This is a genomic window from Klebsiella sp. EMBS2024 (assembly GCF_036233805.1).
GTDB classification, from domain to species: domain Bacteria; phylum Pseudomonadota; class Gammaproteobacteria; order Enterobacterales; family Enterobacteriaceae; genus Klebsiella; species Klebsiella pneumoniae.
This window is the reverse complement of sequence record NZ_JAZARW010000001.1, coordinates 558,460-574,565: the sequence shown is the minus strand read 5'-3', so window position 1 is coordinate 574,565 and position 16,106 is coordinate 558,460. Positions and strand designations below refer to the sequence as shown.

The 16,106-nt window shown below is 60.3% G+C and carries 14 protein-coding genes; 6 read left to right on the top strand and 8 right to left on the bottom strand.

Annotated elements, in window-relative coordinates; all coding sequences use genetic code 11:
* Positions 1–11: 11 nt before the first annotated feature.
* The 3 genes from VZP09_RS02650 to VZP09_RS02640 all read right to left on the bottom strand — a co-directional run bounded on the left by VZP09_RS02650 (position 12) and on the right by VZP09_RS02640 (position 2,275).
* On the bottom strand, positions 12–1,154 hold the full coding sequence (locus tag VZP09_RS02650) for an HlyD family secretion protein (protein WP_004223411.1): 1,143 nt from the start codon (positions 1,152–1,154) through the stop codon (positions 12–14).
* Complete coding sequence (locus VZP09_RS02645) at positions 1,154–1,498, bottom strand: DUF3302 domain-containing protein (RefSeq protein WP_004178874.1); 345 nt, start codon at positions 1,496–1,498, stop codon at positions 1,154–1,156. Before VZP09_RS02645 ends, VZP09_RS02650 begins: the two co-directional genes overlap by 1 nt.
* 135 nt (positions 1,499–1,633) lie before the next feature.
* Entirely contained in the window at positions 1,634–2,275 is a 642-nt protein-coding gene (locus VZP09_RS02640; RefSeq protein ID WP_014599058.1) for a helix-turn-helix domain-containing protein, read from the bottom strand.
* A 238-nt stretch (positions 2,276–2,513) separates the two neighbouring features.
* On the opposite strand from VZP09_RS02640, the gene VZP09_RS02635 reads away from it, so the two are divergent.
* From VZP09_RS02635 to VZP09_RS02615, 5 genes are all read left to right on the top strand, one after another.
* Positions 2,514–3,437: an aminoimidazole riboside kinase gene (locus VZP09_RS02635; RefSeq protein ID WP_004177006.1), complete on the top strand. Its 924-nt coding sequence runs from the start codon at positions 2,514–2,516 to the stop codon at positions 3,435–3,437.
* A 164-nt stretch (positions 3,438–3,601) separates the two neighbouring features.
* Positions 3,602–5,119 carry a carbohydrate porin gene (locus VZP09_RS02630; protein WP_004147437.1) on the top strand — a complete coding sequence of 506 codons (1,518 nt, stop codon included), beginning with the start codon at positions 3,602–3,604 and terminating at the stop codon, positions 5,117–5,119.
* Positions 5,120–5,223: 104 nt separating this feature from the next.
* On the top strand, positions 5,224–6,594 hold the full coding sequence (locus VZP09_RS02625) for a sucrose-specific PTS transporter subunit IIBC (RefSeq protein ID WP_032414631.1): 1,371 nt from the start codon (positions 5,224–5,226) through the stop codon (positions 6,592–6,594).
* Entirely contained in the window at positions 6,594–7,994 is a 1,401-nt protein-coding gene (locus VZP09_RS02620) for a sucrose-6-phosphate hydrolase (protein WP_032414630.1), read from the top strand. The genes VZP09_RS02625 and VZP09_RS02620 overlap by 1 nt, the downstream gene beginning before the upstream one ends.
* Positions 7,995–8,017: 23 nt before the next feature.
* Positions 8,018–9,028, top strand: coding sequence for a LacI family DNA-binding transcriptional regulator (locus tag VZP09_RS02615; protein WP_328794877.1), 1,011 nt, complete (start codon positions 8,018–8,020; stop codon positions 9,026–9,028).
* Positions 9,029–9,075: 47 nt separating this feature from the next.
* Here VZP09_RS02615 and VZP09_RS02610 read toward each other — a convergent pair whose 3' ends face one another.
* The 5 genes from VZP09_RS02610 to VZP09_RS02590 form a co-directional block, all read right to left on the bottom strand.
* Positions 9,076–9,684, bottom strand: coding sequence for a hypothetical protein (locus tag VZP09_RS02610; protein WP_087847699.1), 609 nt, complete (start codon positions 9,682–9,684; stop codon positions 9,076–9,078).
* A gap of 183 nt (positions 9,685–9,867) precedes the next feature.
* On the bottom strand, positions 9,868–10,890 hold the full coding sequence (locus tag VZP09_RS02605) for an ABC transporter permease (RefSeq protein ID WP_004152946.1): 1,023 nt from the start codon (positions 10,888–10,890) through the stop codon (positions 9,868–9,870).
* Positions 10,891–10,909: 19 nt separating this feature from the next.
* Positions 10,910–12,394 (bottom strand): sugar ABC transporter ATP-binding protein, encoded by a 1,485-nt coding sequence (locus VZP09_RS02600; RefSeq protein WP_328794876.1) that lies wholly within the window; start codon positions 12,392–12,394, stop codon positions 10,910–10,912.
* A 32-nt stretch (positions 12,395–12,426) separates the two neighbouring features.
* Entirely contained in the window at positions 12,427–13,350 is a 924-nt protein-coding gene (locus VZP09_RS02595) for a sugar ABC transporter substrate-binding protein (RefSeq protein WP_002892597.1), read from the bottom strand.
* 429 nt (positions 13,351–13,779) lie between these two features.
* The gene (locus VZP09_RS02590; protein ID WP_004151797.1) at positions 13,780–14,799 is read right to left on the bottom strand and encodes a LacI family DNA-binding transcriptional regulator; all 1,020 of its coding nucleotides are present in this window, start codon (positions 14,797–14,799) and stop codon (positions 13,780–13,782) included.
* A gap of 101 nt (positions 14,800–14,900) precedes the next feature.
* Between VZP09_RS02590 and VZP09_RS02585 the strand changes: the two genes are divergently transcribed.
* Positions 14,901–15,908, top strand: a complete 1,008-nt coding sequence (locus VZP09_RS02585) for a Gfo/Idh/MocA family oxidoreductase (protein WP_004177011.1) — start codon at positions 14,901–14,903, stop codon at positions 15,906–15,908.
* The last annotated feature ends 198 nt before the right edge of the window (positions 15,909–16,106 follow it).

The window sequence follows — 16,106 nt, the reverse complement described above, 5'->3', positions numbered from 1 at the left end:
CNCCCGCCGGCTTAGTGATCGAGATAGATATAGTTTTCCCAGCTCTTCATGCGGATCAGGATCTTCCTGATCAGCGACAGCTCTTTCAGGTGATCCGAGTAGACCGCCGCCTCGAGGGTGGCCCCCTGCGGCAGAGCGTATTCGGCAAAACGCGGATCGGTCACCTTCAGCACCACCAGCGCCCGGCCATGGGTATTGAGCGCGTCTGTGGTCAGCAATTTGCCCTGCCCCTGGAACTGGCTCTCGCCAATCGCCGGCAGCACGTCGGCCACTTCTCCGTGAAAGACNGTGCCCGGGATAGCCGGAAACATCAGCTCCGCGGGCTCGCCTTTGTGCAGACGCTGCAGGGCGTTCTGGCGAAATGCCGCGACGTACTCCCGCGAGGCGGCGCCCTCCACCGGCACAAAGGTCATCAGCGGGATCATCCCCAGCGCAGTGGACATGGTGCCCGGCCGTAAGCCGACGGTACTGACATAGCCATCCTCCGGGGCGCGGACGACAGTGTTCTCCAGCTGAAACTGCGCCTTTTGCAGCTGCGCCAGCAGGGAGGCCACGGTGGTGTTTTTGCCCTTCACCACCGAGTCCAGCGCATTACGCGCCTGAACCACCTTCGCCTGAGCCGCGCTGACGCTGGCTTCATCGGCTTTCCACGTCTGCAGACGGGTATCAACCATTTGATCGGAGAAGGCGCCCTGGGCATGGCCCTCTCGATAGCGGGCATACTCCCGCCGCGACTGGTCGCGCTGGGCCACCGCACGGCTCAGCTCGGCCTGCGCCTGGCTTAACGCCGCGTTTAAGGAGAGCGCATCCTGACTGGCTGCTTTTATCTGCGCCTGCAGATCGTCTACTTTCGCCTGGAACGGCGTCGGGTCGAGGGTAAACAGCACATCGCCCTTATGCAGCATCTGGTTAGGCTTCACCGGTACGCTCTGCACCCGGCCGCGTACCTGCGACACAATCGGCACGGTGCGAAACACCTGGTTACCGACGTCGGTATAAGGGAAGTTGTAGTTCATCCCGAAGATCACCGCGCCAATCAGGGCGATACCGCCGAGCACCGCCGTCGGCACGGTCCACTTATTGAGCGGGATGCGAAAAACTTTAAACACCACGATGCATAGCGCGGCGTAGGTCAGCAACATTAACGTTTCCATTATTTTGCCTCCTTCGCTTTCAGAACGTCCACCTCGCGCTGGACCTGTTCCAGCTGCTGGACCACCGTTTCCAGACGCTGATGCAGCGCCTGCTGATCGTCGGCAATGTGGCGCATCCCCCATCCGCGGTCTTCGCGCCACAGCGTCGCCCAGATCCATAACAAGGGCCACAGCGCGTGGAGGGTAAATAAGCTGACCCAACCGGCATAATGAATCGCATCCTGATGAGGATGACGCCGCTCTTTGGCGATTTCATACGGAATATCGTGAATAACAATCACGCCATAAAAAAGTATTAAGGCCACGGCGATCAGAATGGCCAGCGCCACATAGTCCAGGGTCATAAAATAACTCCAGAGTGCAAGGTTAAATAAATAAAACAGCCAGATTCAGGCGTAACGGGGCCGGGGGAAAAAGCGCGCTTAGCGCTTTCCCTGGCGGTAATAGCAACGTGATGGCGTGAATCTGCCGAATCGGATTTAGAATTTCTCAGGAATATGACGGTCGATGGAGATCAGCTTGCCTTTTTTCACCGTGATATATCCCCCCTCGCGCAGCGCGGCCAGCACCTGGTACACATAGCTGCGCGAGAGATTGGTTCGTTTAATAATAAATGCCGACAGGCTCTCATGCTGACCCCCATCAATTTCGCCGCGATATAAATAGCGCGACAGCATCGATTTAATGGTCTGAAAGCTGGTCTGGCTGCCGCGTTCATAGTGGGCATCAAGGGCAAATATGCCCATATAGGCCAGGATCGTGGTCAGCTCTTGCATATAGCCCGGCGACGAATGAAAGAATATTCGCTCAAAATCGCTGGCGGTTATTTTCGCCAGCTGGCACTCGCCCAGACACTGATAATAGAGCGCGACCGACGGACAATAATGTTCCAGTAATCCTAACGGCATATGCGCGATAACAATCCCGACCAGGTTCTGCTCATCACCAAAGGCCAATGTCATTTGCCCCTGCAGCAGAAAGTAGAGATAGCCCGACTGCGGAATAAAGCCCTGGTCTTTGCCCAAACTCAGCGTTTCACTGCAGGCGATCACCGCCGGCAGATGCGTAGTCAGCGTCAGCTTCTGGTACCGATCGTAAATATCGCCAAAACTGGGGTTCATCGCGCTACGCACTCCTTTACCTTTGGCCACCGCGGCGGGGCTAACCGCGACCTGGTGAACTATACCTAAGCGGGTGGGGAAGGAAAAGTCCAGATCTGGAGTGGCGAAATATTCCGCCTGGCTCACATTTTTTACCCTCGCCTCCCTGTTTCGTGACCCAATCGTTCCGCTTACCGGTGGGCTGTGCTTTAATGAGCTAAACCGGTTTAATAAAGTTTAGCTTAGAGGAGCTTGTCGTATGAATGGAAAAATCTGGGTACTCGGCGATGCGGTCGTCGATCTCCTGCCCGATGGAGAGGGCCGCCTGCTGCAATGCCCCGGCGGCGCGCCGGCCAACGTGGCGGTCGGCGTGGCGCGGCTCGGCGGTGACAGCGGGTTTATCGGCCGCGTCGGCGACGATCCCTTCGGCCGTTTTATGCGTCACACCCTGGCGCAGGAGCAGGTGGATGTGAACTACATGCGCCTCGATGCGGCGCAGCGCACCTCCACGGTGGTGGTCGATCTCGATAGCCACGGGGAGCGCACCTTTACCTTTATGGTCCGCCCGAGCGCCGACCTGTTCCTTCAGCCCGAGGATCTCCCGCCGTTTGCCGCCGGTCAGTGGCTGCACGTCTGCTCCATCGCTCTCAGCGCGGAGCCGAGCCGCAGCACGACATTCGCGGCGATGGAGGCGATAAAGCGCGCCGGGGGCTATGTCAGCTTCGACCCCAATATCCGCAGCGACCTGTGGCAGGATCCGCAGGACCTTCGCGACTGTCTCGACCGGGCGCTGGCCCTCGCCGACGCCATAAAACTTTCGGAAGAGGAGCTGGCGTTTATCAGCGGCAGCGACGACATCGTCAGCGGCATCGCCCGGCTGAACGCCCGCTTCCAGCCGACGCTACTGCTGGTGACCCAGGGTAAAGCGGGGGTCCAGGCCGCCCTGCGCGGGCAGGTTAGCCACTTCCCTGCCCGCCCGGTGGTGGCCGTCGATACCACCGGCGCCGGCGATGCCTTTGTCGCCGGGCTACTCGCCGGCCTCGCCGCCCACGGTATCCCGGACAACCTCGCAGCCCTGGCTCCCGACCTCGCGCTGGCGCAAACCTGCGGCGCGCTGGCCACCACCGCCAAAGGCGCCATGACCGCCCTGCCCTACAAGGACGATCTTCAGCGCTCGCTGTGATCCCCTTGGGCCGGTTAACGGCCCACTTTGCTGGCGACATCACAATTCTTAAACCGGTTTAGCAATTTTTATTTTCACCGCGTTACCGACATGTTTAACATATCAACTAAACCGGTTTAGCAAACATTAGCACACTCACTGATTTACCTTTGGATGTCACCAACATGTATAAAAAACGGAAGTTAGCCATTCTTATTGCTTTGCTAACCGGCACCGCCGCCGCCCATGGGCAGACAGACCTGAACAGCATTGAAGCGCGTCTCGCCGCCCTGGAAAAACGCCTGCAGGACGCCGAGACCCGCGCCAGCACTGCCGAAAGCCGCGCCGCCTCAGCGGAGCAGAAAGTTCAGCAGTTAACCCAGCAGCAGCAGCAAACCCAGGCCACCACCCAGCAGGTGGCCAGGCGCACCACTCAACTGGAAGAAAAAGCCGAACGGCCCGGCGGCTTTGAGTTCCACGGCTATGCGCGTTCCGGGGTGATCATGAACGACTCGGCCGCCAGTACCAAATCCGGCGCTTATATGACCCCCGCCGGGGAGACCGGCGGCGCCATTGGTCGCCTGGGCAACCAGGCCGACACCTATGTGGAAATGAACCTCGAACATAAACAGACCCTGGACAACGGGGCGACCACCCGTTTCAAAGTGATGGTGGCCGACGGACAGACCACCTATAACGACTGGACGGCAAGCAGCAGCGACCTGAACGTACGCCAGGCGTTCGTCGAGCTGGGCAATCTGCCGACCTTCGAAGGCCCGTTCAAAGGCTCGACCCTGTGGGCCGGGAAACGCTTTGACCGCGACAACTTCGACATCCACTGGATTGACTCGGATGTGGTGTTCCTCGCCGGGACCGGCGGCGGGATCTACGACGTGAAATGGAACGACAGCCTGCGCAGCAACTTCTCGTTATACGGCCGCAACTTTGGCGATATCGCCGACAGCAGCAACAGCGTGCAGAACTATATCGTCAGCATGAATAACTTTGCCGGCCCGGTGCAGATGATGGTCAGCGGGATGCGGGCGAAAGATAATGACGACCGCCAGGACGCGAACGGCAATCTGGTGAAAGGCGATGCCGCTAACACCGGGGTTCATGCCCTGCTGGGCCTGCACAATGAGAGCTTCTATGGCCTGCGCGACGGGACCAGCAAAACGGCCCTGCTGTACGGCCACGGGCTGGGCGCCGAGGTTAAAGGCATCGGCTCCGACGGCGCGCTGCGCCCGGGGGCCAATACCTGGCGCTTCGCCAGCTATGGCACTACGCCGCTGAGCGATCGCTGGTTTATTGCCCCGGCCGTGCTGGCGCAGAGCAGTAAAGATCGTTATGTCGATGGCGACAGCTATCAGTGGGCCACCCTCAACCTGCGTCTGATTCAGGAAGTGACGCAGAACTTCGCCCTCGCCTGGGAGGGCAGCTATCAGTACATGGATCTGCAGCCTGAAGGCTACAACGATCGCCATGCGGTCAATGGCAGCTTCTACAAGCTGACCTTCGCCCCGACCTTCAAGGTGGGCAGCATCGGCGACTTCTTCTCGCGGCCGGAGATCCGCTTCTATACATCGTGGATGGACTGGAGCAAAAAACTGGACAACTACGCCAACGATGACGCGTTAGGCAGCAACGGATTCAAATCGGGCGGCGAATGGTCGTTCGGTATGCAAATGGAGACCTGGTTCTGACGGCCACCGGGGCGACAGGGTAAATAACACATAAATATAAGGTTCGCGGCGCCTGCCACGGCTGGCGCCGCCCACGCCATATCATCATGCATTTAGAGGGTACTATGGATTTTGAACAGATTTCCCGCTCACTGCTTCCCCTGCTGGGCGGCAAGGAAAATATCGCCAGCGCCGCGCACTGCGCCACCCGCCTGCGGCTGGTGCTGGTCGACGACGCGCTCGCCGATCAGCAGGCGATTGGCAAAATCGACGGGGTGAAAGGCTGCTTTCGCAATGCCGGACAGATGCAGATCATCTTCGGCACCGGGGTGGTCAATAAAGTCTATGCCGCCTTTATCCAGGCCGCAGGCATCAGCGAATCGAGCAAATCCGAAGCCGCCGACCTGGCGGCGAAAAAGCTGAACCCGTTCCAGCGCATCGCCCGCCTGCTGTCCAACATCTTCGTGCCGATTATTCCGGCCATCGTCGCCTCCGGCCTGCTGATGGGCCTGCTGGGGATGGTGAAAACCTACGGTTGGGTCGACCCGAGCAACGCTCTCTATATCATGCTGGATATGTGCAGTTCGGCGGCGTTTATCATTCTGCCGATCCTGATCGGCTTTACCGCCGCCCGCGAATTTGGCGGTAACCCCTATCTGGGCGCGACCCTCGGCGGGATCCTCACCCATCCGGCGCTGACCAACGCCTGGGGCGTCGCCGCCGGCTTCCACACCATGAATTTCTTCGGCATCGAAGTGGCGATGATCGGTTACCAGGGCACCGTCTTCCCGGTGCTGCTGGCGGTGTGGTTTATGAGCATGGTCGAGAAGCGGCTGCGCCGCGTGATCCCTGACGCGCTGGACCTGATCCTCACTCCGTTCCTGACGGTGATTATCTCCGGCTTTATCGCCCTGCTGCTGATCGGCCCGGCCGGTCGCGCGCTCGGCGACGGCATTTCGTTTATCCTCAGCACGCTTATCAGCCACGCCGGCTGGCTGGCAGGCCTGCTGTTCGGCGGCCTCTATTCGGTGATCGTCATTACCGGTATCCATCACAGCTTCCATGCCATCGAGGCCGGACTGCTGGGCAACCCATCGATTGGCGTCAACTTCCTGCTGCCGATCTGGGCGATGGCCAACGTCGCCCAGGGCGGCGCCTGCTTTGCGGTGTGGTTTAAAACCAAAGATGCCAAAATAAAAGCCATCACCCTGCCGTCGGCGTTTTCGGCGATGCTGGGGATCACCGAGGCGGCAATCTTCGGGATTAACCTGCGCTTTGTGAAACCGTTCATCGCCGCGCTGGTGGGCGGTGCCGCCGGCGGCGCCTGGGTGGTGTCGATGCACGTCTACATGACCGCGGTGGGCCTGACGGCGATCCCGGGGATGGCTATCGTGCAGGCCAGCTCGCTGCTGAACTACATTATCGGAATGGCGATCGCCTTCGCCGTGGCCTTCGCGCTCTCTCTGATGCTGAAATACAAAACGGACGCTGAATAATGTCATTACCGTCACGTCTGCCTGCGATCCTGCAGGCCGTTATGCAGGGCCAGCCGCAGGCGCTGGCCGACAGCCATTATCCGCAATGGCATCTGGCGCCGGTCAACGGACTGCTGAACGATCCTAACGGCTTTTGCCAGGTCGCCGGGCGTTACCACCTGTTTTATCAGTGGAACCCGCTCGCCTGCGACCATACCTATAAGTGCTGGGGACACTGGAGCTCTGCCGATCTGCTGCACTGGCGGCACGAACCTATCGCCCTGATGCCGGATGAAGAGTATGACCGCAACGGCTGCTACTCTGGCAGCGCGGTCGAGTTCGAGGGCGCCCTGACTCTGTGCTACACCGGCAACGTGAAATTCCCCGACGGCGGGCGCACCGCCTGGCAATGTCTGGCGACCGAGAATGCCGATGGCACCTTCCGCAAGCTGGGGCCGGTGCTGCCGCTGCCAGAAGGCTATACCGGCCATGTGCGCGACCCTAAAGTGTGGCGGCAGGACGGGCGCTGGTACATGGTTCTTGGGGCGCAGGATGTGCAACAGCGCGGCAAAGTGCTGCTGTTTACCGCCAGCGACCTGCGGGAGTGGCGCCTGGTGGGCGAGATCGCCGGGCACGACGTGAACGGCCTGGCGAACGCCGGCTACATGTGGGAGTGCCCGGATCTCTTTCCGCTGGCGGACACCCACCTGCTGATCTGCTGCCCGCAGGGGCTGGCCCGCGAAGCGCAGCGCTTTCTCAATACCTATCCGGCGGTGTGGATGGCAGGCCGCTTCGACGCCGAACGCGGGATCTTCGACCACGGCCCGCTGCACGAGCTGGACAGCGGATTTGAGTTCTACGCGCCGCAGACCATGCAGGCCGACGATGGCCGCCGCCTGCTGGTCGGCTGGATGGGCGTCCCCGACGGGGACGAGATGCATCAGCCCACCCGCGCGCAGGGCTGGATCCATCAGATGACCTGCGTGCGTGAGCTGGAGTGGCAGGCTGGCACTCTGTATCAGTGTCCGCTGCGCGAGTTGGTCGCCCTGCGCGGGGAAGCCCAGGGCTGGTGCGGACAGACCCTGCCCCTCGCCCCGATGGAGCTGGCCTTTGACATCGCCCCCAACAGCACGCTGGGGCTGGACTTTGCCGGCGCCCTGCAGCTCACCGTCAATCGCGACGGCCTGCGTCTGTCGCGCCGCGGCCTGCAGACGGCAGAGATGCATCACCGCTACTGGCGCGGCGAGGCGCGACGCCTGCGGATCTTTATCGACCGCTCCAGCGTGGAGATTTTCATCAACGATGGCGAAGGGGTGATGAGCAGCCGCTTCTTCCCGGGCTATCCGGGGCAGCTCATCTTCAGCGGTGCGACGCCGGTGGCATTCTGCCGCTGGCTGCTGCGGCCATGCATGGTAGAATAAGCGTTTTGCTTTCAGGCTCCCGGGTGCTGATGAAAACCAAACGCGTAACTATCAAAGATATCGCCGAACTGGCGGGCGTCTCCAAAGCGACCGCCAGCCTGGTACTCAACGGTCGTGGTAAAGAGCTGCGCGTGGCGCAGGAGACGCGCGAGCGCGTACTGGCGATCGCTCGTGAACAGCACTATCAGCCGAGCATTCACGCGCGCTCGCTGCGCGATAACCGCAGCCATACCATTGGTCTGGTGGTGCCGGAGATCACCAACTACGGGTTTGCCGTTTTCTCCCACGAGCTTGAGACGCTCTGCCGGGAAGCCGGCGTGCAGCTGCTTATCTCCTGCACCGACGAAAACCCAGGCCAGGAGAGCGTGGTGGTCAATAACATGATCGCCCGCCAGGTCGACGGCCTGATAGTCGCCTCTTGTATGCACAGCGATGCCGACTATCAGAAACTTAGCGAACAGCTGCCGGTGGTGCTGTTTGACCGCTCCCCCAGCGACAGCGCCCTGCCGCTGGTGATGACCGACTCGGTCACCCCAACGGCCGAGCTGATCTCCCGTATCGCGTCTCAGCATGCGGACGAGTTCTGGTTTCTCGGCGGCCAGCCGCGGCTGTCGCCGTCGCGCGACCGGCTGGCGGGGTTCACCCAGGGCCTGGCCCAGGCGGGGATCACGCTGCGTCCCGAGTGGGTGATCAACGGCAACTACCACCCCAGCTCCGGCTATGAGATGTTCGCGGCGCTCTGCGCGCGGCTGGGGCGTCCGCCGAAGGCGCTCTTCACCGCGGCCTGCGGGCTGCTCGAAGGGGTGCTGCGCTATATGAGCCAGCATCATCTGCTGGATTCCAATATTCATCTCGCCAGCTTCGACGATCACTATCTGTATGATTCGCTTTCCCTGCGCATTGATACCGTGCAGCAGGATAATCGCCAGCTGGCCTGGCACTGCTACGATCTGCTCAGCCAGCTGATCGACGGCCAGGCGCCGGAGCCGCTTCAGCGCTATCTGCCCGCCACCCTGCAAATTCGCCATCCCTGACGGCGCGGTTGGCAATTAGCGTTTTCGCCTGGCGCGCGCCGCCTGCCTCAGCGCCAGCAGCGCGCTGGCGAGCACCCGCCAAGGCCGATCGTTACCGGCCAGCGGTAAGCCACCAGCAACGAGGGCAATCCACCATCCGGCGCCAGCATCACCAGATTCCAGCCCGCCAGCCCCGCGTTGCCGTTCAGCGCCCGGCTTAACATCCGCTGATGCGGGGCGAATGGCTGAATGGTCTGGTAGTGGCTGCCGAACAGCGGGGGCTGCATCTCTCGCGGGAACTGCGCCTGCACCTGGGCCAGCACGCTGGCCGGCAGCGCGTGCGATGCCGCCAGCAGATGCCCGTCGCCATTCACCAGCAGCAGCTGATAATGCCGCTCCCGGGCGAGGGTCTGGAGAGCGGCGCGCATCGCCGCCAGCGGCCAGGTCGCTTCCCGCTGCGGCGCCGGAATGTTCATCCGCCGCTCAAGGCGTTCCGTCACCCACTGCGCATCCTCCTCCAGCTGGCGGATCTGCCTCTCACGGTAAACCTCTCTGGCCGGCAAATTCATGCCCCGACCGAGCGCCAGGATCGCCAGCCCCGCGAGCAGCGTGACGATAAGGCCCCTTTTTCCCGCTAGCCAGCGCGGCGAGAATTTGCCAAAGGATGGTGTATTCATACGACTCCAGAAACCGCAGGCCACGCGTGGCCCCTGACGAATGGACAACGGAAGTGGCGAAACTGTACAGGATGCGCAGCGCAGGCAAAACAGACAGGCGGAGCCTGGCGGGGAGTATTTTGTTTATTTCTGGACAGGACGGGCGGCAACGGCATCCTTCGCCGTTGCCGCTCATTGATAAGATTAGTGTTTTTTCCGGTTGCGACGCATATCGATGGTTACCGCCGCAACGATAATGATGCCTTTAATAATATCCTGCACATAGGCATCGACGCCGACAAAGGTAAAACCGCTTTTGATCAGGCCAAGGATCATCGCGCCAATCAGGGTGCCGGTAATGCGCCCCACTCCGCCCATTAAGCTGCTGCCGCCGATCACCGCGGCGGCAATCGCGTCCAGCTCGTAGGACATCCCCATGCTCGACTGGCCGCTGCTGACGCGCGCCGCCAGCACCACCCCCGCCAGCCCGGAGAGCGCCCCGGCGATGGTGTAGACGATCACCAGATATTTATTCACATTGATGCCGGACACTTTGGCCGAGGTCATGTTGCCGCCGATGGCATACACATATTTGCCATACCGGGTATGCTTCAGCGCAATGTGAAACACGGCGGCGATCACGAAGAAGATAATCACCGGCATCGCACCCTGGCCTATCGCCGTAAAGCTGTCGGAGAGGAAGCTGATCGGGTTGCCCTGAGTGTAATACTGCGCCAGACCGCGCGCCGAAACCATCATCCCGAGGGTGGCGATAAACGGCGGGATACCGGTCCGCGTCACCAGGAAACCGTTGGTCAGGCCGCACAGCAGGCCGACGCCGATCCCCGCGCAAATGGGGATCACCGCCGGCAGGTTGACCAGCGCCGGGAACATTGGCGACAGGCTATCGGAGGTTTGCGCCAGGCTGGCCGCCACCACCGCCGCAAGGGCAATAACCGAGCCGGAGGAGAGGTCAATCCCGGTGGTGATGATCACCTGGGTGACGCCCACGGCGATGATGCCGATAATCGCCACCTGCAGCACAATCAGCACCAGCCGGTTGGTATTGAGCAGGAACGACTGGTCGCGAACATACCAGCCGGCGATTTCAAAGGTCAGGGCAATCACCAGCATCACCACAAAGATGCCGGTATCTTTCGGCATTTTATGCCGCAAATTAGCGAAGAAGGAGGAACCCTCGCTGGCCGGAGCCGCCGTTAATTTCATATTACTCATTCTCTGTGCCTCAATGGGATGCCAACGACAAAATGGTTTCCTGGTCGGCTTCGTCTTTTTCCAGGATGCCGGTGATACGACCTTCATGCATCACCATGACCCGATCGCTCATGCCAAGGATTTCCGGCAGTTCAGAGGAGACCATAATCACCGCCACCCCCCGATTCGCCAGTTCACTGATAAGATGATAAATCTCCGCCTTCGCCCCGACGTCGATACCGCGGGTCGGCTCATCGAGAATTAAGATTTTCGGTTGCGCTAACAGCCAGCGCGCAATCAGGACTTTTTGCTGATTCCCCCCGCTGAGGTTATTAATAATTTGATCCATCGTCGGCGTTTTAATATTGAGCCGGCGTATTTGCTCCATGCAGTCTTCGGCCATTTTCACGTGCTGGACAAAACCGCTCTTGCCGATATATTCCGGCATTTTGACGATACTCATATTTTCCAGCACCGACAGCACCAGAAACAGGCCCGACTTTTTCCGGTCTTCGGTTAATAATGCCATCCCCTTTTCAATCGCCACGGAGGGGGAATCGATGGTCACCGGCGCCCCGTCGATCAGCACTTCGCCGCTGTCGAAGCGCTCCATACCGAACAGGCTTTCCATAACCTCGCTGCGCCCGGCGCCCACCAGCCCGGCCACGCCCAGGATTTCGCCACGGCGTACGCTAAAGCTGACGTCATGGAACACGCCCTGACGCGTCAGGTTGCGCACCGTCAGCACCTCTTCGCCGATGGTGTTATTAAATTTCGGAAACAGCTGGGTTAATTCGCGGCCCACCATCTGGGTGATCAGCGACTGCCGGGTAAATTCGGTGGTGTTTTTGCTCCCCACCCAGGTGCCGTCGCGAAAGACGCTGATCTCATCGGTAATGGCAAAGATCTCATCCATTTTGTGGCTGATATAGATGATCGCTTTACCCTGGGCGCGCAGGTCGCGGATGATGGTGAACAGGTGAGCCACCTCGCCTTCGGTCAGCGCCGAGGTGGGCTCNTCCATGATCACGATATCCGCGTTCCATGAAACCGCTTTGGCAATCTCCACCATCTGCTGGGCGGCGATGCTCAGGTCGCCCACCAGCCGGTCAGCGGTTAAGCGGATATTGAGCTTATCCAGCAGCGCCTGGGTCTGGCGGGTCAGCTGGCCGTGGTCGACAAAGCCGTACTTCATCGGCTCGCGCCCCAGCCAGATATTCTCCGCCACCGTCATATGCGGCACCAGATTGAGCTCCTGGTGGATCATCGAGATCCCCGAGCGCAGCGCATCCATGGTGTCGGTAAACTCCACCGGCTCCCCTTTCACGCGAATCGACCCTTTATCGGGGCGATAGATACCGATCAGGCATTTCATCAGCGTGGATTTACCGGCGCCGTTCTCGCCCATCAGGGCATGCACCGTTCCCGGACGCACGCGCAATGAGACATTATCGAGCGCCTTCACGCCGGGGAAGAACTTACTGATACCTTCGGCTTCAAGGGCAAAAGCGTTCATACATCCACCTCCGTACCACAGGTTGGCCAGGACTATTTCTGATTACGGTTGGTAAATTCAGCCATGTTCTCTTTGGTGATCAGCTGATACGGCACGTCGATGATTTTTTCCACTTTCTCGCCGTTCGCCAGCTTGATGGCCGCGTCTACTGCGCCTTCACCCTGGCCTTTCGCATCCTGGAAGATGGTGGCGATCATCTTGCCGCTCTTCAGCATCTGCAGGGCATCCGGGGTGCCATCCACGCCGGCGATGAGAATATGGTTCGGGTTTTTGCCCAGCGCCTGCAGGGCGCCGATCGCCATTTCATCGTTGTTGGAGGCGATGGCCTGGATATCCTCACCGCTGGTCATCCAGTTGCTGACCACATCCACTGCGTCATTGCGGGTAAATTTCGCGGTCTGCTTCTGGACGATTTTGATGTTCGGGTATTTCGCTACCACCTCTTCCACCCCTTTGGTGCGGTCGCGAGTGGATTCATTCGCCAGGTCGCCGAGCAGGATCGCCACATTGCCCTTACCGTTCATCGCTTTCGCCAGCGCTTCCATCTGCAGACGGCCGGCGAGAATGGAGTCCGATCCCACATAGGCCATCTTGTCGGTCAGCTCCGCCTGCGGACGGCGGTTCACAAACACCAGCGGGATCCCGGCTTTGGTGGCCTGATCCATGATCGGTTTCACCGCGTTGGTATCCACCGGGTTGACGATAATGGCGTCCACCCCCTGGCCGATAAAGTTCTGTACCTGCTGCAGCTGCTGGGAGACATCCCCTTTCGCGTCCTCGATCTGCGATTTAACGCCATCTTTTTTCATCTCTTTTTGCATCGAGGTACGCAGGATCGTCAGGAAGTTATCGTCAAACAGCGCCATCGAGACGCCAATGGAGACATCTTTTGCCATAACCACCGCAGGCAGCATGCAGGCTAACAAAGAGGCAACAATCGTTTTCTTAATATTCATAGTTGATCCTTGNTTTTGTAGGTACGCCGGTGAATGAAACAAAATGAAAAATTAATTTCAGTTACGTTGCGACAAATGTCTGCTGGTATATCGACGACGCTGCGGCACCTCTCGCACTCCATCGTGATCTAAATCACAAATAACGGCTGTTTTATCATCACTATTTTGAAACATCAGTCCATTTACGCCGCAACCTGGATTTNAGACCATTTATTTCATTAACAAGACATTTGAAACTTTTATAAGTAAATAACTGAAATGAAAATTTTAAAACTATGCAGTAACAGAATTTTGACAGACATCTAACATTGCCGCATAAATGAGCGAAAAATGAGAAGCAGACAACGCTTTGAAGCGATCCCTCCCGGCGGGGTTGGCATTTACCCGCCGGGGAAATCCGTGTTGTCAGGAAGGGAGGCGCCGTACGCCTTAGTCCACGTTCTCGGCGCTGTAGAGGATAAAGTCGACTTTACCGTCGGCATAGGTTTGCGGCTGGTAGCCGGACTCCAGATGGCGCAGCATCAGGTCGATCGCCAGCTGGGCGTGCTGGCGGGTGTTCTGATCGAGCGTTAACGCCAGGCTGCCCTTCGCCAGCTGCTGCCGGGTGGTGTTGTAACGCTCATGGGTGATCCAGCAGACGTCGCCTTCGCGGCGGTGGCGGGCCAGCGCCTCGGCAATCTGGGTATTGCCAAGCCCGGTGTTATAGATCCCAACAATATTCCGGCTGCGGCACAGGGCTTGCTCCACCAGGCGGGTGATCTGCTCCCGCCGCTCCTCGCCCGCCAGCACGTCGCTGAGCTGCAGGTGGGGAAAGCGCTGGCTCAGCACCTCGCGGAACCCCTGAATGCGCAGGCGATGCGCGCTGTAATCTTGCCGGCCGCTGACCATCAGCACCTCGCCGGGCCGCGGCGTCATTCTCCCCAGCATTAACCCCGCCGTGCGGCCAGCCTGTAGCTGATTGATCCCCACGTGGCAGAGTCGGTCGGCGCCGGGCAGGTCCGTCGCCAGGGTGATCGCCGGGACGCCAGCCTCCCGGCAGCGGTGCAGCGCGTCGTGCACCGCGGGATGGTCATTGCCGAAGACGATGATCCCTTGACGCTGCTGGCAGCTGCGCGCAATGCGCCGGGCCAGCGTCGTTGGCTGCGACTCCGGGACAAAGGTGCGGTGCAAGGTCAGACGGCGATAGCCGAGGCTATCCGCCACGGCGGCAAAATCCTGCGCCAGCTGCGGAAAGAAGAACGAGTCATTGCTGCTGAGAAAGACCTCAATCTGCCAGGGAAAGCGGTGCTCCTCCGGCAGGATCCGCTTCAGCCCCGCCTCGCGCGCCGCCTGCAGCACTTTGCGCGTGGTCTGCGGCGATACGCCGCCGCGCTCGTTCAGCACCCGGTCAACGGTGGCCACGCCGACGCCAATCTGTCTGGCCAGCATCGCCAGTGAAATGTTTTTCATCGCCCCTCTCTTCATGATGGAAATCCATCAAAACGGCAGTGTCAGTGAGTTTAGCAAACCGATTATGGTGGCAGCGTCCCCTCGCCATTCTGGAGAAAAAAATGATCTGCAAACGTTTTGCCCTGGTAGGCAGTGGTTTTATCGGTCAGGTTCATGCCGCCAGTCTTGCTCGTCATGAAGGAAGTGCGTTGACGATGGTGGCCGATGCCGCCCCGGAGCGCGCCCAGGCGCTGGCCGCCCGCTATGGCGCCCGGGCGGTGACCGTGAGCGAGGCGATCCATAGCGACGCCATCGACGCGGTGCTGATCGCCAGTTCAACCCCGTCGCATGCCGAACTGCTGGAAGCCGCCGCCAGGGCGGGCAAGGCGGTCTATTGCGAAAAACCGATCGACCTCTCCCTGGCGCGCGCCCGTGAGGTGGTGGAGCGGGTGCTCCCCCTGAACGTGCCGGTCACTGTCGGCTTTAACCGGCGCTTCGATAGCAGCCATCAGCAGCTCCGCCGCCAGCTGGAGCAAGGGCTGATCGGCCGGGTCGAGCTGGTGCAGATGGTCTGCCGCGCCTCCAGCATGCCGCCGCTCGACTATCTGCGCAGCTCCGGCGGCCAGATGCGCGATCAGGCGATCCACTTCTTCGATCTCCTGCGCTTTCTCACTGGCGATGAAGTGCGCACCGTAGCAGCGATGGGCGCGGCGCTGGCCCTGCCGGACATTGCCGAATTTGGCGATGTCGACACCTCCATCCTGATGATGCAGATGCGCGGCGGCGCGCTGGCGCAGTTGGACAATACCCGCCGCACCGGCCACGGGTACGATGAACGGATCACCCTGCTGGGCGCCGAAGGCGCGCTGGAGTCCGGTAGCCAGTCGCCGGCGGGACCTACCCTGTGGCGCGGCAATCAGCGCATTGAGCCGGGCCTGTGGCCAGACTGGTTCAGCCGGGTACAGGGATCTTATTACCAGCATCTTGACGCCTTTATTCGCTCCCTGAATGGTGAAACCGTCGCCGACCTGCCCGGCCTGCTGGACGGCCTGCAGGCGCAGGCCATTGCCGAAGCGGCGGTTCAGTCCCTACAGCATGGCCAGTTTGTCGCCGTCGATGACTGTCGCTGAGCGGGTGCGAGGCAACCGCTATCTAGCGCAGTACCTGCCTTTATGCCGGGCGGCGGCGATGCCTTGCCCGGCCTACAGAAGACAGGCATTAATACACCTTAATATCAATAGGTTGCATAGATATCCCAGGCCCGCGCAAGCGCAGCGCCGCCGGGCAAGAACAGCGGGCGCGGAGCCGNNNTTNTGCCGGGCGGCGGC

Coding starts and splice junctions, on each gene's coding strand:
- VZP09_RS02645 (WP_004178874.1), bottom strand. CDS start 1,498: ATGACCCTGGACTATGTGGCGCTGGCCATTCTGATCGCCGTGGCCTTA.
- VZP09_RS02640 (WP_014599058.1), bottom strand. CDS start 2,275: ATGAACCCCAGTTTTGGCGATATTTACGATCGGTACCAGAAGCTGACG.
- VZP09_RS02635 (WP_004177006.1), top strand. CDS start 2,514: ATGAATGGAAAAATCTGGGTACTCGGCGATGCGGTCGTCGATCTCCTG.
- VZP09_RS02630 (WP_004147437.1), top strand. CDS start 3,602: ATGTATAAAAAACGGAAGTTAGCCATTCTTATTGCTTTGCTAACCGGC.
- VZP09_RS02625 (WP_032414631.1), top strand. CDS start 5,224: ATGGATTTTGAACAGATTTCCCGCTCACTGCTTCCCCTGCTGGGCGGC.
- VZP09_RS02620 (WP_032414630.1), top strand. CDS start 6,594: ATGTCATTACCGTCACGTCTGCCTGCGATCCTGCAGGCCGTTATGCAG.
- VZP09_RS02610 (WP_087847699.1), bottom strand. CDS start 9,684: ATGAATACACCATCCTTTGGCAAATTCTCGCCGCGCTGGCTAGCGGGA.
- VZP09_RS02605 (WP_004152946.1), bottom strand. CDS start 10,890: ATGAAATTAACGGCGGCTCCGGCCAGCGAGGGTTCCTCCTTCTTCGCT.
- VZP09_RS02595 (WP_002892597.1), bottom strand. CDS start 13,350: ATGAATATTAAGAAAACGATTGTTGCCTCTTTGTTAGCCTGCATGCTG.
- VZP09_RS02590 (WP_004151797.1), bottom strand. CDS start 14,799: ATGAAAAACATTTCACTGGCGATGCTGGCCAGACAGATTGGCGTCGGC.
- VZP09_RS02585 (WP_004177011.1), top strand. CDS start 14,901: ATGATCTGCAAACGTTTTGCCCTGGTAGGCAGTGGTTTTATCGGTCAG.